Annotated in this window: 14 protein-coding genes; 5 read left to right on the top strand and 9 right to left on the bottom strand. The window is 71.5% G+C overall.

The genetic code is table 11. The features are described from left to right. Positions 1-29: 29 nt before the first annotated feature. The gene (locus B1759_RS06710; RefSeq protein ID WP_095514247.1) at positions 30-710 is read right to left on the bottom strand and encodes a DUF6498-containing protein; all 681 of its coding nucleotides are present in this window, start codon (positions 708-710) and stop codon (positions 30-32) included. A gap of 161 nt (positions 711-871) precedes the next feature. Here B1759_RS06710 and B1759_RS06705 point away from each other — a divergent pair, with 161 nt between their 5' ends. Next, entirely contained in the window at positions 872-3,733 is a 2,862-nt protein-coding gene (locus B1759_RS06705; protein ID WP_095514246.1) for a T9SS type A sorting domain-containing protein, read from the top strand. On the opposite strand, the gene B1759_RS06700 is transcribed toward B1759_RS06705, so the two are convergent. The 3 genes from B1759_RS06700 to B1759_RS06690 form a co-directional block, all read right to left on the bottom strand. Next, complete coding sequence (locus B1759_RS06700) at positions 3,730-4,050, bottom strand: 2Fe-2S iron-sulfur cluster-binding protein (protein WP_095514245.1); 321 nt, start codon at positions 4,048-4,050, stop codon at positions 3,730-3,732. The two genes, B1759_RS06705 and B1759_RS06700, sit on opposite strands and share 4 nt — an antisense overlap. A 1-nt stretch (position 4,051) precedes the next feature. After that, positions 4,052-4,666 (bottom strand): hypothetical protein, encoded by a 615-nt coding sequence (locus tag B1759_RS06695; protein WP_095514244.1) that lies wholly within the window; start codon positions 4,664-4,666, stop codon positions 4,052-4,054. Between the two features lie 70 nt (positions 4,667-4,736). Then, the gene (locus B1759_RS06690; RefSeq protein WP_095514243.1) at positions 4,737-5,840 is read right to left on the bottom strand and encodes a hypothetical protein; all 1,104 of its coding nucleotides are present in this window, start codon (positions 5,838-5,840) and stop codon (positions 4,737-4,739) included. A 263-nt stretch (positions 5,841-6,103) separates the two neighbouring features. Between B1759_RS06690 and B1759_RS06685 the strand changes: the two genes are divergently transcribed. After that, positions 6,104-6,778 (top strand): hypothetical protein, encoded by a 675-nt coding sequence (locus B1759_RS06685; RefSeq protein WP_143537285.1) that lies wholly within the window; start codon positions 6,104-6,106, stop codon positions 6,776-6,778. A gap of 18 nt (positions 6,779-6,796) precedes the next feature. On the opposite strand, the gene B1759_RS06680 is transcribed toward B1759_RS06685, so the two are convergent. The 3 genes from B1759_RS06680 to B1759_RS06670 all read right to left on the bottom strand — a co-directional run bounded on the left by B1759_RS06680 (position 6,797) and on the right by B1759_RS06670 (position 9,090). Then, positions 6,797-8,179 (bottom strand): PFL family protein, encoded by a 1,383-nt coding sequence (locus B1759_RS06680; RefSeq protein ID WP_095514241.1) that lies wholly within the window; start codon positions 8,177-8,179, stop codon positions 6,797-6,799. A 39-nt stretch (positions 8,180-8,218) separates the two neighbouring features. Next, the gene (locus tag B1759_RS06675) at positions 8,219-8,584 is read right to left on the bottom strand and encodes a four helix bundle protein (RefSeq protein WP_158225153.1); all 366 of its coding nucleotides are present in this window, start codon (positions 8,582-8,584) and stop codon (positions 8,219-8,221) included. A 62-nt stretch (positions 8,585-8,646) separates the two neighbouring features. Further along, positions 8,647-9,090: an ACT domain-containing protein gene (locus B1759_RS06670; protein ID WP_095514239.1), complete on the bottom strand. Its 444-nt coding sequence runs from the start codon at positions 9,088-9,090 to the stop codon at positions 8,647-8,649. Between the two features lie 108 nt (positions 9,091-9,198). Between B1759_RS06670 and B1759_RS06665 the strand changes: the two genes are divergently transcribed. After that, positions 9,199-10,857 carry an apoptosis inducing factor family protein gene (locus B1759_RS06665; protein ID WP_095514238.1) on the top strand — a complete coding sequence of 553 codons (1,659 nt, stop codon included), beginning with the start codon at positions 9,199-9,201 and terminating at the stop codon, positions 10,855-10,857. A 147-nt stretch (positions 10,858-11,004) separates the two neighbouring features. On the opposite strand, the gene B1759_RS06660 is transcribed toward B1759_RS06665, so the two are convergent. Together B1759_RS06660 and B1759_RS06655 are read right to left on the bottom strand one after the other, a co-directional pair. Then, a complete protein-coding gene (locus tag B1759_RS06660) occupies positions 11,005-12,528 on the bottom strand; it encodes a trypsin-like peptidase domain-containing protein (protein WP_095514237.1) in 1,524 nt (507 codons plus the stop codon). A 316-nt stretch (positions 12,529-12,844) separates the two neighbouring features. Beyond that, positions 12,845-14,449 (bottom strand): sensor histidine kinase, encoded by a 1,605-nt coding sequence (locus tag B1759_RS06655; protein WP_143537284.1) that lies wholly within the window; start codon positions 14,447-14,449, stop codon positions 12,845-12,847. Between the two features lie 272 nt (positions 14,450-14,721). Here B1759_RS06655 and crtI point away from each other — a divergent pair, with 272 nt between their 5' ends. Further along, a complete protein-coding gene (crtI, locus tag B1759_RS06650; protein ID WP_198948777.1) occupies positions 14,722-16,329 on the top strand; it encodes a phytoene desaturase family protein in 1,608 nt (535 codons plus the stop codon). A gap of 234 nt (positions 16,330-16,563) precedes the next feature. Continuing rightward, positions 16,564-18,882 carry a TonB-dependent receptor gene (locus B1759_RS06645; RefSeq protein WP_095514234.1) on the top strand — a complete coding sequence of 773 codons (2,319 nt, stop codon included), beginning with the start codon at positions 16,564-16,566 and terminating at the stop codon, positions 18,880-18,882. Positions 18,883-18,924 lie beyond the last annotated feature (42 nt).

The following is an 18,924-nucleotide window of genomic DNA, read 5'->3' as shown; positions in this document are numbered from 1 at the left end:
CTCGGTGCCGAGGCGGGCACACCGGTTGCTCAGCCCGCCCGCCGCCCCAGAGCGGGGTGCCGGTCCACGCGGAGCGTCGTCGCCTCGGGGTCTGCTTCCTCGATGGCCAGCTTCTCGAACCGCCGCCGGTGGCCGACGAGGTGGACGCCGAGGTCGAGGGCTGTCTTGAACGCGACCAGTAGCGCGAGCGCCAGAACGCCTGAGCCGGTCGACTGGACGAGGAAGCCGCCCACGATCAGCACGATGTGGAGCAGGATGACGCGCCCGTACGGCCGGAACATCTCGACCATCGGCGTCGCCTCGCGCCACTCCCCCTTGCCGAGGTAGTTGAGCACGAACGACGCGCCGTGGCTCAGCACCAGCGGGACGAGACCCTCCCACGGGACGTTCTCGACGAACCCGGTGATCGGTCCCCGACCGTCGCCGAACAGGCTCACCACGAATGCGCCATGGACGGCCCAGAAGCCGCCGAAGTGGACGGCGAAAAACGGCCCCATGAACAGCTTCTGGCCGTGTCCCTCGCCGGACGCGGTCAGGATCCGGAGCAGCGCGTACGCGCCGATGATGCCGTTCTCGGCCCAGTACAGCCACATCACCCCGAACAGGTCCCACCCGAACCAGAGCACGCCGACCAGCGGTACCACGTTGGCGACCACCAGTCCGATGGCGGACGGGACGGACGGGGCGCGGACGAACGGGGCAGAGGCCATGACCCAACCTAGCGCGCCGACTCGGCTCGCGGCCTCACCGGGGTGGGGGAGGCGCCCTCGGGCGATCGCCGAGATGAGTCCGAAATAGCGGGTGGACGAGGCCCGGCAGGGCGAACTCTAGATTGAGCAGCCGACTGTGCTCACGTCTTCGCCTCGTCCCCATGCGTCTCGCCGCCGTGCTCGCTCTCCTCCTCGTGGCCCTGCCCGCCTCGGCGCAGCTCGCGGGGACCTACGCCATCCCGGGCGACTACGCCACACTGGCTGCCGCCGCCGCCGACCTCGACGCTCAGGGGGCGTCGGCCGCCGTGACGTTCGCGTTCGCGCCGGGCGCCTACGCCGGGGCCACGATCGACGCCTGGGCCTCGACGGGCACTGGCGACCACCTCACGATCACGTCGTCGACCGCCGACGCGGCCGACGTCACGCTCACGTCGCGCGTCGACTTCGGCGGGACCTCGCTGACCGTCCGCGACCTCACGTTCGAGACCAGCACGACGGCCTTCGCGACCTCCACGACCACGTCGCTTGTGATCGAGTCGTCGGTGTTCCGACTCGCCGCGGGTGCGAGCCCGAGCGGCACGTACGGGATTCAGGGCTCTGGGAGCGGGGGGGCGCTCACGTCCATCCGGGGCAACGAGGTCTCTGGCTTCCAGGTGGGACTCTCCCTCCTCTACTCCGGGGGGCCGGCCGACCTCTACGTCGAGGACAACGCCATCTTCGAGGTCGAGCAGGGGATGAGCGTGCGGGCGACGCGGGAAAACCGGTTCCGCCGAAACCGGATCACAGCGACCCAACTCGGGCTGTTCTATTCGGGCCGCCGCTTCAATGGATTGGAGTACGTCAAGAACGGGCTCTTCGAGAACAACATCGTGGTGTCCGACGCCGATGCCGTCGACGTCAACGGGGGCCTCGTCTTCGTCCACAACACGCTCGTCGCGGGCACGGGGACGGCCCTCTACGCGATGTTCTACAGCTACGCCGACGCCTCCGAGACCGCGGGCGTCCCGGCCGATCTGTTCGACAACATCCTGGTCTCCCAGCAGGGCATCCCGTTCGTGGCGCAGTTCACGACGGGCCGGTCGAGCACCACCCTGCACTCGGACGCCAACGTGTTCTGGACCGGCGGGACCGTCGTCGGGCGCGTGCGGCGGAATGCCACTACGGTGCCGCTGGACTTCGAGACCGTGGCCGAGTTCGGAGACAGCCTCGACGACCAGTCCGGCGAGAGCGGGAACGAGGATCATTCGGCGCTCCTCGACCCGCAGTTCACGCCTGACTACACCCCTACCTCGACCTTCGTCGATGCCTTCGGCACGGATGTGGGCGTCGCCGAGGACATCGACGGGCAGGACCGTGCCGCGCTGACGCCGGTCGACCCCGGCGCCGTCGCCTTCATCGCGACGACGGCCTCGCCGCTGGCCGGCACGTACTCGGTCGGCACGCCCTCGTCCGACTTCCCGACGCTCACCGACGCCGTGGCCGCGCTCGCCCAGCGGGGCGTCAGCGGCAACGTCCGGATGGAGATGGAAGCGGGCACGTACGCCGAGCGCGTCGAGATCGGCCCCATCCAGGGCACGTCCGCGATGGCGCGAGTCACGATCACGACCGCCTCGGGCGATCCCGCGAGCGTGGTCATCGCGCCGCCCCCGGCGACGGGCCTCGCCGACAACTACGCGGTATCGCTCGACCGGGCGACCCACGTCGCGGTCGTCGGGCTCACCTTCCACGCCACGAACGCCACGTACCAGACCGCCCTCCTCCTCGGCGACGATGTCACCGGGGTGCGCGTGCTCGACAACGTGTTCACCGGCGGAACGCGCACCGGGACGCCGCCGCGCATCGGCGGCTTCGCCGTCCGCACGGGGACGCCGTTGACCGGCGCCGGGCTCTACCTGATCGGCAACACGTTCGACGGGGTCGACTCGGCGGTCCAGTTGAAGGGCGAGAGCGGGGCGGAGCCGACCGACGTCCGCCTCGTCGAGAACACGGTCGACGCGCTGAGCGACGGCTTCTCCCTCGACGAGCTGGAGGCGCCGCTGATCATCCGCAATCGTCTCGACACGCGGACGGACGCGCTGGAGCTGATCCGCATCACCGGGGCGACGGCGATCCGCCAGAACCGCATTTTCACCCGATGGGACGGCATCGACATCTCGGGAGGCAGCGGGACGGCCGGTGCGGAGATCGTCAACAACACGGTCGCGATCTTCCCCTCGCCGGTGCGCAACGGCTACGCGATCCGGCTCAACAACGCGCCGGGCTGGCGGATCGTCCACAACTCCGCGTCGGTGCTCGGCCACATCGTCGCCGGGCGCGGGTTCACGCTACGCCTCCAGGCCTCGCCGAACGCGACCGTGCAGAACAACGCCTGGGAGGCGACCGGCCGCGCCGTGCCGGTGTGGATCTCGAGCGCCTCGCGGCCCCTCGTGAGCGACCACAACGCGTACTCGTCGGAGGTCGCCATCGGGCGGATCGAGGGGGACCTGTATGGCACGTTCTGGGCGTACGTCGCCGGGCTCGATGCCTACGACCCGGACGGCACCGAGGGCATGGGCTCCATCGAGGCGGCACTCGGCTTCGCGAACGCTCGACAGGGCGATCTCCACACGACGGCGGCCGCGCTCCAGGCGGCCGGCGTGGACATCGGCGTGGCCGTCGACATCGACGGCGACCCGCGCCCGGCGGGCGCCCCGGACATCGGGGCCGACGAGGGCAGCCCCGACGTGGCGACGGCGGGTGCGCAGGCCGCGACCGTGCCGGCGGAGTTCGTGCTCGGGCTGCCGGTCCCGAACCCGGCGCCAGGAGCGGTGCGCATCCCCTACGCGGTGCCCGAGGCGGGCCCGGTGGAGGTCTCCGTCTGGGACGTGCTGGGCCGCCGCGTGGCCGTGCTGGCCGACGGGGTGACCGAGGCGGGCAGCCACGAGGCCGTGGTGGCGCCGGGCGCGCTGGCGGCCGGGACGTACGTCGTGCGGATGCAGGCGGGCGCGTTTTCCGCGACGACGCGGCTCACGGTCGTTCGCTAACTCGGACGCCGGGCACCCCAGACCACCTTGCTCGGGATCTCGACCGCCAGGTCCGCCTCGACGCGAATCTGGCAGGAAAGGCGCGGGTAGCCCCATGCCGCGGCCATCCGGTCGTGCCAGTGCATCGGCTCCGGGGGCGGGGTGGCGAACACGCCGCAGGTCGCGCAGAGCCCGCGTCCGCCGCAGTTGGCGCGGGCCGTGAGCGCGGTGTAGGGCGAGAGGTCGGCGTCGAGGAGGACCTGCCGGAGGACGGTCCCCGCGGGCACGTCGAGGCGGTGGACCTGGCCGTCGCGGTCGGTGACGGTCAGCGTCGGCACGTCAGCGGCGGAGGCCGAGGACGAGGCCGGTTGCGAGGGCCGCTCCCGCGAGCGCGCGGACGGCCGGGCCGCGCCAGGTCGTCGGCGGCGCCCCCTCGATCCGAGCGGCGACCTGGGTGGTCAGCGCGGCGCCGAAGCCGGACCAGAACGTCTGCATGAGCGCGTCCCACGCGAGGCCGAGCCCGTCCCGCACATCGGCGTCGAACTGGAGGCGGACCTCGGTGGCGTCGTCGCCGTCGGCGTCGGCCCAGATCTGGAGGCGCGTCGGGCGGGCCAGCCGCAGCGAGCCGACGTACGAGCCGTAGCCGTAGACGAGGTCTCGGTAGGCCGTTCGCCCCGGTCCGGGGGCGACGTGCTCGCCCAGCCGACCGGCCGCCAGCAGGCCCGGCCCGTGGTGGGCCGTCCAGACGCCCTCGCCGAAGCCGCCGTCGCGCCCGCTCGGGGCGACGAACTCGACGCGGTACGGCGGGATCTGTCCGTCGACGAAGGTCGCCGGGTCGGTCAGCCACGTCCAGACGGCGTCGCGCGGGTGCGGCACGTGCCACGTCTGGCGGACGGTGCGGGCCGTGAAGCCGTCGGGGGTGGTCGGGGCGAGGCGGGCGGGGAGCGTACTCATGCCCTCGGGACGACCCGGCATCCGTCCGGGATCCGCCCGCCTCGGTGTCGCTGCCGAGGCGGGCCGGGCGCTACTCGAACAGGCCTGCGCGGAAGGCCGGGTTGGCAGCGTACGCGAGCACAACCGAGATCACCAGCCCGGCCGTGCAGTAGGCGACGTCGCGACCCGCCAGCCGGAGCCCGTCGCGCAGCGGCCGGTCGCTGGCCCCGCGCAGGCTCAGAACCAACTCGCGCCCGGCGAGCAGGCCGATGAACACCCAGGTCGTCGACATCGGGATGGTGGAGACCTCCTTGAAGCCGAACAGGATGATCGCGTAGACGAAGTCGATGACGGTCGCCGAGCGGATGTCCTCCACGCTCGACTTCTCGTCCACGACGCGCTGGATCTTGTCGCCGCGGAGGTAGAGCAGCACCGCGAGGCCCGCGAGGATGACGCCCACGAACACGCCGAAGTCGGTCGCCGAGAGTTGGCGCGGGAGGTAGACGGCCAGGTTGGCGGCGTCCTGCATGATCCACGTCGCCCAGAGCGTGCCCGTCGCGAGCCACTGGAGCGGGTACCAGACCGGGTGCATCGGCGTCTGCTCGACGCGTCGCATCAGCCGCCCGACCACGAGCCAGGCCACGAGGGCAGTCGCGAAGGCGACGACGTAGCCCCAGAGGCTCTTCGTCAGCACGTCCCAGATGCCGTCCGGCGTCGTCGCGAAGCACGACAGCAGCAGGAAGGTCGTCGAGACCGGCATCCGCATCCGGGTGATGAGGAGCAGGAAGATGGGGGCCGCGACCTGGAGGAAGGTGAACGACGCAGGCGCCGTCTCGAAGCCCTTCGAGGCGAGGCGCCCGTAGCTCACGTCGCCGTCCATCGTGCTCCAGCCGTAGAACGCCGTCACCAAGAAGACGCCGCCGATGAACAGCCACAGCAGCCACCACGGCCGCGCCTTGTTGGACGCGATGAACACGCCGACCGTCTGGATGGAGTCGTTGGCGATGGCCGAGTAGGCCGCCAGCCCGAAGCCCAGCCACCGGGCGATGTCCGGGTACGGGAACGCGGCGCCCGCGGCGAAGAACGCCAGCCCGATCAGGATGAGGAACTGCCGCTCGGTCTGCGCGAGCCGGAGCAGCGCGCTCCCTTTCGGGACCGCAGTGGTGGAAAGGGACGGATCGACAGAGGTGGACAATGAGGTGGCGGAGAGAACCGCCCTCGAACGATTCAACCGTCGTCCGTTCCGTCCGCCGGGTCACCGAATCATTGCCCTTTCTGTCTCCGTCCCGCCCGCCTCGGCGCCGAGGTGGAGGGAGGCGACGGTCGGATCGCTCCTTCCCTGGGGCCAGCCCCCGTCCGTCGACCAGGGGCTTCCTGGCTCAAGGGCAGGGGGCGGTGCCTTTCTATAGCGTGCTCTCCATTCTATAGTGTGCTCTCCTCTTTCCCTCCTCTTTCGCCATGCACCGTCTCGCTTCGCTCGTCCTCGTTCTGGTCGCTCTCGCTGGTTGCGATGCCACGGCCCCTGCACTCGATAGCGGTTCGCCCGACGGCGGTGTGCTCAGAGCGCCTGTCACGCCAACCACGGCCTCCGCTGGGATCGTGGTCAGCCTCACCGCGCCCGACACCACCGTGGCGTTCGCAACGCCGCCGCCCGACCTCACCACGTACTACGCCGTCGGGGAAGGGAGCTACAGCACGCCGACGGGCGAGACCGTCTCCTGCGGCCCGACCGTGCTCCACTCGCTCAGCGTCTCAGCGTCGGACGGCCCCTATGTGGTCAGTCTCGATATCCCGGGGACGGAACTCCGCGAGGGGACGTTCGAGGTCAAGAAGCGCCACGGGGCGCTCTACCCCGAGGGCTGCATCAACCGCGACGACGTGGTGGTGAGCGGGCTCCGCGACGAGCGGACGCCGCAGTTCTTCTATGGCCTCGAGCAGGGAACGCTGACACTCGCCCGGGACGCCGCCGGCGACTTCGTCGGGACGCTGACCGGGACGTTCGTCTACAAGCAGGTCAGGGTCACGTACACGTCGTACACCCTGCCGGGGCTTCCCCGCTTCGATGGTGTGGTGGAACTGCGCATCCCGGCCGACACCCCGGTCGTCGACGCGGGCGGTCCGCCGCTCGACTGACCGTCCGCCGCGGCGTCGTCAGTTCGTGAGGCTCCGGATCGGCGCCGGGATGCGGCCACCGCGCCGCGCGAACACCACGTTCGAGGCCTGCGAGACCGGCTGGATGGGCGCTCGCCCGAGCAGGCCCCCGTAATCCGCCCACTCGCCGACGCCCTTCCCGGCGACCGGGAGCAGCCGCACGGCCGTCGTCTTGTCGTTGATCATCCCGATGGCGAACTCGTCGAACAGGATGCCCGCGATGGTCTCGGCGGACGTGTCGCCGGGGATGGCGACCATGTCGAGCCCGACCGAGCAGATGGCGCTCATGGCCTCCAGCTTCTCGATGGTCAGGTGTCCCGCCGCCGCCGCCTCGATCATGGCCTGATCCTCGGAGACCGGGATGAAGGCGCCCGACAGCCCGCCGACGTGGCGCGCGGCCATCAGCCCGCCCCGCTTGACGGCCTCGTTGAGCATCGCCAGCGCCGCCGTCGTGCCGGGCGCGCCGACGTGCTCCAGGCCAAACGCCTTCAGCACGTCGCCCACGGAGTCGCGCTCGGCGGGCGTCGGCGCGAGCGAGATGTCGACGACGCCGAACGGCACGTGCTGGCCCGAGCGCTGGGCCAACTCCTCGGCCACGCGGCGCCCGATGAGCTCTCCGGCGCGCGTGATTTTGAAGGCGGCCGTCTTGACGGCGTCCGTGACCGCTCCGAAGTCGGCCGTCGGCCCCAGCGCCTCGATGGCGCGGAGCACGACCCCTGGCCCCGAGATGCCGACGTTGAGGGCCAGCCCGGCTTCACTCGGCCCGTGGAAAGCGCCCGCCACGAAGGGGTTGTCGCCGACGGCGTTGCAGAAGGCGACGAACTTGGCGCACCCGATCGAGTCGCGGTCGGCGGTCCGCGCGGCCATTCCCTTGATCGCGTGGGCGACCCGGAGCACGGCGTCCGCGTTGATCCCGGCCGGCGTGCTCCCGCAGGCGACGGAGGCGCACACGCGGGCGGTCGTCGCGAGCGCCTCGGGCAGCGCCTCGATGAGGGCGGCATCGCCGGGCGTCATGCCCTTCTCGACGAGCGCGCTGAACCCGGCGAGGTAGTCGACTCCGACTTCGCCGGCCGCCTTGTCCAACGTCTCCGCGAGGCGGACGAAGTCGGCGGGCGAGAACCCGTCGGCGGCGAGGGCGGCGGGCGTGATCGAGACGCGCTTGTTGGCGATCCGCACGCCGTACCGCTTCTCGACCTCCTGCGCCGCGGCCAGGTGGTGGTCGGCCGCCCGCGTGACCCGGTCGTAGATGTTGCGCCGCGTCGACTCGGGGTCGCGGCTGGCGCATCCCCGCAGGCTGACGCCCAGCGTGACCGTCCGAATGTCGAACGCGTCCGCCTCGGTCATCCGAACGGTGTCGAGGATTTCGCCGAGGGAGAGAGGCATGGAGGGATGCGGGATGGAGGGGTGCGGAGGAGGTCGAGCTCAGCCCAGCGAGCGGACGAGGCCGTGGAGCATGCGGCGGATCTGGTCGACGGTTCGAAGGGACGTGGCTACTGTCTCCGGCGGACAGAGACCGATGCGCTCAGCGATGATGAGCTGGGGGCGCAGTTCGAATAGCGACCCGCGCGCGATCTTGAGGAAGCGGGCGTACTCGGCCTTCGACCCACGTCCCCAGCCTTCCGCGATGGTCGAAGGGACGGAGACGGCTGCTCGACACAGTTGGCTCGTCAGCTCGAATCGCTCGGTGCCGGGAAATGATCGGGTGATGCCATACACCAGTTCGCAGAGCACAACTCCTTTCTGCCAGACGCGGAGATCTTCGTAGCTCTGGATCTCGGGCTCCGTCACGAAGGAAGGAGCAGGCGTTTCTGCCCGTCCCTCCTCATCCCGCACCCCAAATCCCTCCCCGCTCATGGCCGATGCATCGCCTGGAACAGCTCTTCGTGCTGGAGCAACACCCGTGCGCCCATCGCCTCGCCGCGAGAGGTGAGCACGTCGCGGACGGCGCCGAGGTCGGTGCCCTCTGACAGGTCCGCGACGAGAACGACGGTGAAGTAGCCCTGGAGCACCTTCTGCGACACGTCCAGGATGTTGGCGCCCGATGCCGACAGCTCGGCCGTGATAGCGGCCAGCACGCCCGGCTGGTCCTGCCCGTAGGCGGTCACCACGACGCGCGTCGCGCCCGTGGCGGGCCCGTCCGGAGACCGAGGAGCCAGGGCGGGAGCACGCGCCGGGGCAGTCGGAGCACGGGCGTCCAGGACAGCCCGGGCGACGCGCTCGACGCGCTCGGGCGTGGCCTCCGGCCCGAGGGCGGTGGCGATGCGGTCGATCAGGGCGCGGACGTCGGCAGACATGGCGAGGCGGGCGGGGACGGAAGGTACCAGCGGGCGGACCCTGACCGACGCCCTCTCCCGGAACCCGAGCACCCGTCACTCGTGACGCTGCCCCCTCTCCGCGATCCCATGCCCGACTTCGTCCGCGTCGCTTCCACCGCCGACCTCGCCGACGGCGAGATGCGCCAGGTGTCGGCCGACGGCACCGAGGTGCTCCTCTCGCGCGTCGACGGCGCCTTCCATGCCTGCACCGCCTTCTGCACCCACTACGGCGCGCCGCTGGCGACCGGCGTCCTCGACGGCACGACCGTCGTCTGCCCGTGGCACCACGCCGCGTTCGACGTGGCCTCGGGGGCGCTGTGCGAGCCGCCCGCGCCGGACGCCCTGCGCACCTTCGAGGTTCGCGTCGAGGGCGAGGACGTGCTCGTCCGCGTGCCCGCCGACGCCGACGCACACGGCAAGGGCATCGCCTACCGCGAGAGTGACGGCGAGACGCCTGCGATGACCGACATCGACCTGGACGCAGACGACCGGCTCCTGCTCATTCTCGGAGCGGGGTCGGCGGGCGAGGCCTGCGCCGAGGCGCTCCGCCAGCAGGGCTATCGCGGGCGCCTCGTGATGGTCTCGCAGGAGACGCGCCCGCCCTACGACCGGACCGCCCTCTCGAAGGGCTACCTCGGCGGGGGCACCGCCGACGACGCGCTCCGCCTCCGCGACGGCTCGTTTTTCGAGCAACACGGCATCGAGCTCTGGACCGACCGCACGGTCACGGCTCTCGACCCCGACACGCGGACGGTCACGTTTGCCGAAGGCGACCCCATCACCTACGACGCCGCGCTCGTCGCCACGGGCGGCGTTCCCCGCCGCCTGCCCATCCCCGGCGCCGACCTCGACGGCGTGCTCGTGCTCCGGTCCTGGCAGGACGCGCAGGCCCTCGTCTCGCGGGTCGGAGACGCGACCTCCGTCGTCCTCATAGGCGCCTCGTTCATCGGGATGGAGGCCGCCTCGTCGCTGGTCGGCCGCGGGCTGAACGTGACCGTGATCGGCCAGGAGACGACGCCGTTCGAGGGCATCCTCGGCACAGAGGTCGGCCAGGTGTTCCGAGAGGCCGCCGAGGCCAAGGGCGTCACCTTCCGCCTCGGGGCGAGCGTCGAGCGCATCGAGACGGTCCACTCCGATCCCGAGGTGGGGCCGCCGACGCGCCTCCGCGTTGCCCTCGGCGAGGACGCCGTCGCGGCGGACGTGGTGGTGATGGGCGTCGGCGTCCGCCCGGCGACGGACTTCCTGAGCCGCGCGCCGTTCGTGCGCGAGGACGGGGGGATCGAGGTCGACGCGTACCTCCAGGCCGCGCCCGGGCTGTTCGCGGCGGGCGACGTGGCGGCGTTCCCTGAGGCCCGGCTCGGGCGGAGGGTTCGCATCGAGCACTGGCGGCTGGCCCAGCAGCATGGCCGCGCCGCCGCCCGCGGCCTTCTGCACGAGGCCGACCCGACGCTGCCCCGCACACCCTTCGACGCCGTCCCCTTCTTCTGGACGGGCCAGTTCGGCGTCAGCCTTCGCTACGTCGGCCACGTCGAGGACTGGGACGAGGTGATCATCGACGGCTCCCTTGCCGATCGGGAGTTCGTCGCCGCCTACGTCGAGGGAGGGGAGGTCCGAGCCGTCGCGGCGGTCGGGCGCGACAAGGACGCCGCCACGGCGCACCGCCTCATGGCGCGGGGCGCGATGCCGACGCCCGAGGAGGTCCGCAACGGCGTCGACTGGCAGTCCCGCCTGGCCCACCTCGGGTGACGGGTCGGGCGCCTCAGTGGGGACCGAACGCCCCGCTTCCTCCGCCGCCGACCGCCTGCGACCAGTCGCTCGGACACAAAGAGACCCCGCCCGACACATCGAGCGGGGTCCTAGACCCGGCGCGGTCGTCGGAGAGAAGAGACGTCTCTACTTCGTGAGCGCCGTCAGGAACGAGCTCGCCCCGGCCCGCACGCGGATGAGGAAGGACTCGCCCTCCTCTACCGCAGCCACGGCAGCCTCGAACTCATCGACCGAGGCGACCGGCTCGCGGTCCACCTCGGTGATCACCATGCCCGGACGGATGTTGGCGTCGCGGTAGGCCTCGCTGGTCCGCTCGATGTCCGTCACGGCGACACCAGTGATGTCCTCGCCGAGCTGGCGGGCGAGGCTCGGCGTGACCGTCTCCAGCGTCAGGCCCAGCATCTCGACCGAGGCGGGCTTCAACGTTGGCGCCGGGTCGCGGTCGGGCGCCGAGGACGGGCCCTGGCTGATCTGCTCGTCGGACGGGCGGCGGCCGAGCGTCACGCGGGCGACGCCCTCGGTGCCCTCCCGGTTGTACGTGATCTCGACCACATCGCCGGGGCGCTTGCTGGAGATCAGCGACACGATCTGGCGGCTGTCGGTCAGCTCCACGCCGTCGATGGCCGTGATCAGGTCGTCGGGCTGGAGGCCCGCGTCAGCGGCCGGCGTGCGGCCAGTGGCGTCCGGCGCGATGTCGGCGATGTTGGCCGCGCCTGGCCCGACGCCGTACAGGCGCCGCAGCGCCGGAGACGCCTCGTTGAACGAGATGCCGAGGTAGCCGCGCTCGACCGTGCCCGTGTCGATGATCTGCTCGACGGTCGAGCGGACGATGTTGGACGGGATGGCGAACGAGATGCCGTTGTAGGTGCCGGTCCGCGTGGCGATGGCCGAGTTGATGCCGACGATCTCGCCGCGGAGGTTGACCAGCGGACCGCCCGAGTTGCCCGGGTTGACGGCCGCGTCGGTCTGGATGTAGTTCGAGATGGTGGTCCGGCCGCGCGGGTCGGGGGCGCCCGAGAAGCGGCCGAGGCTCGACACGATGCCGCTGGTGACCGTGTTCGAGAGGTCGGCCGAGAGCGGGCTGCCGAAGGCCAGCACCCACTGCCCGACGCGGAGCGCGTCCGAGTCGCCGAAGGAGAGCGTCGGGAAGCCCTCGCCATCCACCTTGAGCACGGCCAGGTCGGAGAACGGGTCGGCCCCGACCACCTCGGCCTCAAACTCGCGGCCGTCAAAGAGGGCCACGATCAGCTCGTCGGCGTCCTCGATGACGTGGTTGTTGGTCACGATGTAGCCGTCGTCGGAGATGAAGGCGCCGCTGCCCAGGCCACTCTGCGTGCCGTCGCCGCCACCAAACGGCGACATCCCGCCGAACGGCGACATCGGGTTGGCGCCGCCCTGGGCGAGCACGCGCGTGGACTGGACCTGCACGACCGCCGGGTTGACCGCCTCGGCGACCGAGGAGAACGCCTGGCCGAGGTCCTCGGCCGTGGCGACGGCGTCCGCGGGGACGTCCGCAGTCTGGGCGCCGGCCTGGCCGAAGAGGCTGCTGAGCCCGGTCAGGTTGGCTGCGGAGGTGACGAAGACGATGCCGCCGAGCACTGCGGCGGCGACGAGGAGCGCGACAGAGGCTTTGCGCTTGACGTCGGACATGGGGGATCGGATCGGAAGGGAACGGGTCGGCGGTGGAGCGCCCACCGGAGGATGACGTGGGGCGGCCTGTCCAACGAGTCGAGGCGTGGCATGGTGCCCGACCCCGTGGTCCGACACGAGATCGAGACACTCTGCCGAGGGCGACCCCTCCGGGCGCGGCACGGCTAGAAACGAGATCGGGGCGCCCCTTCGAGAAGGTGGCGCCCCGACCGGCGTCCTGCGGACACACACAACCGCAGGAGGTAGCCTCCTCGAAACGGACCGATGCCCGGGTTCGTGTCCGCCTCTCGAAAAAGCTGGGAGCTGCCCTCCTGACTCAGCGCCCGCCGACCCGCTCGGCGGGGGTGGACAGCTCGACGCGGGTGCCGCCCTCGGCCCGGGGAGCGATCGCGAGCGTGCCCCCGTGTCGCTGGGCACGGGCGCGCATGGTGCGCAGGCCCATGCCGTCGTTGCTGGGGCGGGCCAGCTGGATGCCGTGCCCGTCGTCTTCGATGGCCAGCACCACGTCGTCCTCGGCGCGGTCGAGCGCGAGGCGGACGGTCCGCGCCCGACCGTGGCGGGCGGCGTTGGTCAGGGCCTCCTGGGCGATGCGGTAAAAGTCCAGCATGGCCTCGTCGTGCAGGTGGAACCCCGCCAGCCGGTCCTCGACGACCACGTCGACCCGGAGCACCTCCTGGGCATCGGCAGCAAGGCGTCCGAGCGCCTCTCCCATCCCGAGGCGGTCGAGGTCGACGGGGTCCAGACCGAGGGCGAAGGAACGGAGCTGGCTCTGGGACCGGATCAGGAGGTCCCGCAGGCGAGCGCCGTCGGCAGCCTGGGGCGTGCCCTGGAGGTCGCGCGCGAGCGCGGTCGCGATCATGGCTGCGCCCGTGAGCGACTGCCCGAGCCCGTCGTGGATGTCCTGCGCGATGCGCTTCATCTGGTGGTTCGAGACGTGGAGCAGGTCCTCCACGGCGGCCCGCCCCGAGGTCACGTCGGCGGCGAGGTAGAGGAAGCGCTCCGGCGCGTCTGGCTCGGCATCGGGGCGGACGGGCGAGAGGAAGACCTCGAACGTCCGGTCGTCGCCGTCGAGCGAGACGTCGAACCGGACCGGCTCGCCGGATCGGCGGGCCGACTCGGCAGCTGCCATCCAGCGGGCGACGGCGTCTTCGCCGATGGCCTCCAACGTCGCGCCCCCTTCGCCGCCGAGGCCGAGGGCGTCGCGCGAGGCGTCGTTGTGGAGGACGTGCAGCAACTCGCCGTCCGGCGTGCGCTCCAGCAGCCCCAGCGGGACGGCGGCGGCGGAGAACAGGCTCTGGAGGCGCTCTGCCGCCTGCATCCGCTCCCGCATCGCCTCGATGCGGGAGGTCACGTCGTTCTGCACGCCGATGATGTGGGTCATCACGCCAGCGGCGTCGCGCACGGGCGTCAGGAAGAGCTCGTTGTAGAACAGCGTCCCGTCCTTGCGGTAGTTGCGCAGCACCACGCCCGGGACGGGTTCGGCGTGCGCGATGCCGTGACGGATCCGGTCCAGCGCCTCCTCCTGTCCGTCGCCCGTGCTGTCGTACTCGCCGCGGTGCATCTGGAGGAAGCGGCAGTTCCGCCCGATCACCTCGTGGGTCTCGTAGCCGGTGAAGCGCAGGAAGTACTCGTTGGCGTAGACCAGGGGAGCGTCCGGGTGGCGGACGTCGGCGATGACCACCGCGTTGTCCGCCGCGTCGACGGCCTGGGCGAGCAGGTCCACGTCGATCTCGCGAGGGCCCTCCACCGCGAGGCTCACGAGCACCACGAGCCCGCCGTTCTCCCAGGCGCTCGCTCGAGCCTGAAACCGAACCTGCCCCGTGGCGCCTGCCACGCTCAAAGGTCGGCCTTCTCCCAGCCACCCCGCCAGCGCGGAGGGGGCGTCCGGAAGCGCCGCCCCTTCGGCGAAAAGCGACGACACGGCTCGCCCGACCGGGGACGCGGGAAAGAGATCGCGCGCGAGATCGTTGACCTCCGCCACGCACCCCTCGGCATCGAGCCGGAGCGCGGGGAAGGGCAGAGCGGAGAGCGGGAGGGCGTCCAGGGCGCTAGCGGGTCAGATCCAGGGACCAGTCCGCGCGTCGCGCGGTGCTCTTGCACATAAGGTATTGCCCTATGGTTCCCGGGGGGGATTCCAGGTGGAACGGTGGCGCGAGGGCTCGGGTACTCGGCTGCCCCGCACCACCCGATTTCGTGTCCTGGATCCGCCGCCTCGCCGTTCGCCCCGACGCCCGCCTTCGCACCGAGGGCCCGCCCGTCCCGGTGGCTCCCGACGCGCCCGATGCCGTCGTCATCGGCGCGGGCTTCGGAGGGCTCGCGGCGGCCCTCCGCCTGCTCGCACGCGGCTACCGCGTCACCATCGTCGACCGCCTCGACCAGCCGGGCGGGCGGGCGCGTGTCGAGCGCGTCCCCGGAACGGGCACAGACGGCACGCCAGGGCACTACACCTTCGACATGGGGCCGACGCTCATCACGGCGCCGTTCCTGTTCGACGAGCTGTGGGCGCTGTTCGACGAGTCGCGCGAGGCGCACCTCGACTTCGTCCCCACGACGCCGTTCTACCGCATCCGCTTCGACGATGGGAGCGTGTTCGACTACACCGGCGACCAGGATGCGATGGAGGCCGAGATCGCCCGGTTCAACCCGGCCGACGTGGCGGGCTACCGCCGTTTCCTGGCCAAGAGCGAGACCATCTTCGAGACCGGCTTCCTCGAACTCGGCCACGTCCCGTTCGACCGGGCCGCACACATGGCCAAGATCATCCCGTCCATGGTGGCGCTGGAGAGCCACCGGACGGTCTACGGGCTCGTCTCGAAGTACATCGAGGACCGTCGGCTGCGGAAGGTGTTCAGCTTCCACCCGTTGCTCGTCGGCGGCAACCCGTTCTCGACGACGAGCATCTACGCGCTCATCGCGTACTTGGAGCGCCACTGGGGGGTGTGGTATGCGATGGGCGGCACCGGCGCCATCGTGACGGGGATGGCCGACCTGTTCGCGCGCCACGGCGGCACCCTCCGCCTCGGCGAGACCGTCGAGGAGATCACCGTCGACGCGAGCGCGGGGAAGCCTCGGGCGACGGGCGTTCGCCTGGCGTCCGGGGAGTCCATCGAGGCGGAGGTGGTCGTGTCCAACGCCGACGCGGCCTGGACCTACCAGAAGCTGGTCGCCCCGGAACACCGGACCACGTGGACCGATGCCAAGCTGGCGAAGGCCAAGCACTCGATGAGCCTCTTCGTCTGGTACTTCGGGACGGACAAGACCTACGACGACGTCGCCCACCACACCATCCTGCTGGGCGAGCGCTACAAGGCGCTCCTCGACGACATCTTCCACAAGAAGGTCCTGGCCGACGACTTCTCGCTCTACCTCCACCGCCCGACGGCGACGGACCCCAGCATGGCGCCGGCGGGCCACGACACGTTCTACGTCCTCTCGCCGGTCCCGCACCTCGACTCGGGCACCGACTGGTCCACGGAGACCGAGGTGTACCGTCAGAAGGTCGAGGCGTACCTGGAGGCGACCGTGCTGCCCGGCCTGAGCGAACACGTGACGGCCAGCCTGACCCTCACCCCGCAGGGCTTCCTCGACGACTACCTCTCGGTCAAGGGCGCCGCGTTCTCGCTGGAGCCGCAACTCATGCAGAGCGCCTACATGCGCCCCCACAACGCCAGCGAGGACGTGGACGGGCTCTACCTCGTCGGCGCGGGGACGCACCCGGGCGCGGGGATGCCGGGGGTGCTCTCGTCGGCTCGTGTGCTGGACACGGTCGTGCCCGACCCCGAGGACTTGGTGGCCGGCTGAGGCTCTCTCGGGAGGCGCTGAGAATAGGAGGCCCGTCTGCCCCGTGCGGACGGGCCTTCGTGCGTCTGGTCGGTGAGGGAAGGGAGGGGCGGCCTGAGAGGCGGGCAGGAGGTGGGTCGTGCCCGAAGGACTCGTCGATCCAGAGTGCGTGAAGTTCAGGGAGGCACACTATCTGGATCTGATCTAAACTTAGACTGAGTCCAGATAGTGATCCGGGCCTCAAGCCACTCCCTCATGCGCGTCCTCGCCGCCGTCCTCCTGATCAGCGTTGGCCTTCCGGCCGCGGCGCAGTCGCGCGGGCAGGTGGAGGGGCGGGTGACGGCCTCGGCCACCGGGCAGGCCATCCCGGGCGCGACGGTCTGGCTGGTCGCGCAGAGCCGAGGCACCGCCGCAGACGGCGACGGCCGGTTCACCCTCGCAGATCTCCCCGAGGGCCGCCTCGTGCTGACGGTCTCGGCGGTCGGCTTCGCCTCAGCGGAGGTGGCCGTCGAGGTGCGGCCCGGAAAGACCGAGCGTGTCGAGGTCCGCCTCGACGAGGCGCCGGTCGAGACGGGCACGGTGGTGGTGACGGCCACACGGACGGCCCGCGCGCTCGAAGACGTGTCCGTGCCTACCACCGTCGTCGACGCGACAGAGATGCGGCAGCAGGGGGCGATCCGCCTCGGGGAGGTGCTGGAGGCGGTGCCGGGGCTGTTCCTGTTCGACGACCACGGGACCGGGCTTCAGGTGCAGGGCTTCGCGTCCGACTACACCCTCGTGCTGCTCGACGGCGAGCCAGTCGTCGGGCGGACGGCCGGCACGCTCGACCTCGACCGGCTGACCGTCGCGGGCGTGTCGCGGGTGGAGGTGGTCGAGGGGCCCTCGTCGTCGCTCTATGGGAGCGAGGCCCTCGCGGGCGTCGTCAACCTCGTGACCGACCTCCCGGCACCGGGCCTGGAGACCGGCAGCGTCCGGCTCCGCGCCGGGTCGTACGGGCAGTCCGACGCGACCGCCGAGGTGGCCGTCGGCCGGCGTGGGTGGGCAGCCCGCGCGCTCGTCAACCGCTACGGGTCGGACGGCTACGACCTGACGCCGGACGCCTTCGGCCCGACGACCCCGGCCTTCACCGACTGGACGGCCGACCTCCGGGCGAGTGCCGACCTGGGGGCGGCGCGGATGCGCCTCGGGGCCCGGCTGGCGGCTCAGGACCAGGCGGGCGCGTTCGCCGGGGTCGAAGACGGGGCCGAGGTGCCCTACGATGACACGGCGAGCCGGATCGACTGGAGCCTCCATCCCGAGGTGACGGTCCCGCTGGGCGACCGCCTCCGCCTCACGACGACGCTCTACGGCGCGCGTTACGCCACCGAGACGCGCCATCGCCGCCAGTCCGACGGCGCGCTGAGCTATGCCGACGACTTCGACCAGCGCTACGCGAAGGCCGAGGCCCAGGTCGACGCCGCGTGGAGCGCCCGCCACCTCACCGTCGCGGGCGTCGGCGTGATCGACGAGCGGTTGGCGGGCGACCGGTACGCGCCGGATGCCTCGGGCCAGGCCCCGAGCGCGCAGCAGGGGTACGCCTTCGCCCAGCACGAGTGGGCCCCGTCGCGCCTCCTGGCGGTCACCGCGAGCGCGCGGTTCGACGCCCACACGGACTACGCGGCGCGGCTGACGCCGAAGCTCTCGGCCATCGTCCGCCCGAGCCCGGCGGTGCGGCTGCGGGCGAGCGTGGGGAGCGGCTTCAAGGCCCCAGCCTTCCGCCAGCTCTACCTCGCGTTCACGAACGCTGCCGCCGGCTACAGCGTGTTCGGCTCGACGCGGCTGGCGGAGGGCGTGGCGGAGTTGCAGGCCCAGGGGCAGATCGCTCAGGTCTTCCTCGACCCGTCGGCGCTCGGCGCCATCGAGGCGGAAAGCTCCGTCGCGCTCAACGCGGGTGTCTCGGTCGACGTGGTGCCGGGCCTCTCGGTCGAACTCGGCGGGTTCTGGAACGAGGTGTCGGACTTGATCGAGACCCAGCCGGTCGCGCAGAAGACGAACGGGCAGTCGGTCTTCGGCTACTTCAACCTCGACCGCATCGTCACGCGGGGGCTGGACGCGCAGGTCACGGCCCGGCCGGCGGAGGGACTCGACCTGACCGCGAGCTACCAGTTCCTCCAGGCCCGCGACCGCGACGTCGTGGACGCCCTCGCCACCGGGACCGTCTTCGGTCGTGACCCCGACGGGCGCGAGGTGCGCCTCGGCGTCGGGGACTACGGCGGGCTGTTCGGGCGGTCGCCGCACGCGGCCACGGTCCGTGCGACGCTCACGCGGGGGCCCGCCTCGGCCTCGCTGCGGGGCCGCTGGCGGAGCCGCTACGGCTACCGCGACCTCGACGGCAACGGCCTCGCCAACCGCGACGACGAGTTCGTCGCCGGCTACGGGGTCCTCGACCTCACCCTCACGCGCACCATCGCGCTCCCTGTCGGCCGCCTCGACGCTCAGTTCGGGGTCAACAACCTCGCCGACGTCACGCGGGCCACGCTCGTCCCCTCCATGCCCGGGCGCACCGTCTTCGCGTCGCTCGGCCTCTCGTTTTAACTCCCCCCGAATCGCGCCGCTGGCGCTCTCTCATGTCTCGCC

Origin of the sequence: Rubrivirga sp. SAORIC476 (assembly GCF_002283555.1) — a bacterium.
Lineage (GTDB): Bacteria > Bacteroidota > Rhodothermia > Rhodothermales > Rubricoccaceae > Rubrivirga.
This window is presented reverse-complemented; position numbering and strand designations above follow the sequence as displayed.

Excerpts from the sequence above, each read along its gene's own strand:
- B1759_RS06710 (WP_095514247.1), bottom strand. The coding sequence starts at position 710 with ATGGCCTCTGCCCCGTTCGTCCGCGCCCCGTCCGTCCCGTCCGCCATC.
- B1759_RS06705 (WP_095514246.1), top strand. The coding sequence starts at position 872 with ATGCGTCTCGCCGCCGTGCTCGCTCTCCTCCTCGTGGCCCTGCCCGCC.
- B1759_RS06695 (WP_095514244.1), bottom strand. The coding sequence starts at position 4,666 with ATGAGTACGCTCCCCGCCCGCCTCGCCCCGACCACCCCCGACGGCTTC.
- B1759_RS06685 (WP_143537285.1), top strand. The coding sequence starts at position 6,104 with ATGCACCGTCTCGCTTCGCTCGTCCTCGTTCTGGTCGCTCTCGCTGGT.
- B1759_RS06680 (WP_095514241.1), bottom strand. The coding sequence starts at position 8,179 with ATGCCTCTCTCCCTCGGCGAAATCCTCGACACCGTTCGGATGACCGAG.
- B1759_RS06670 (WP_095514239.1), bottom strand. The coding sequence starts at position 9,090 with ATGTCTGCCGACGTCCGCGCCCTGATCGACCGCATCGCCACCGCCCTC.
- B1759_RS06665 (WP_095514238.1), top strand. The coding sequence starts at position 9,199 with ATGCCCGACTTCGTCCGCGTCGCTTCCACCGCCGACCTCGCCGACGGC.
- B1759_RS06660 (WP_095514237.1), bottom strand. The coding sequence starts at position 12,528 with ATGTCCGACGTCAAGCGCAAAGCCTCTGTCGCGCTCCTCGTCGCCGCC.
- B1759_RS06645 (WP_095514234.1), top strand. The coding sequence starts at position 16,564 with ATGCGCGTCCTCGCCGCCGTCCTCCTGATCAGCGTTGGCCTTCCGGCC.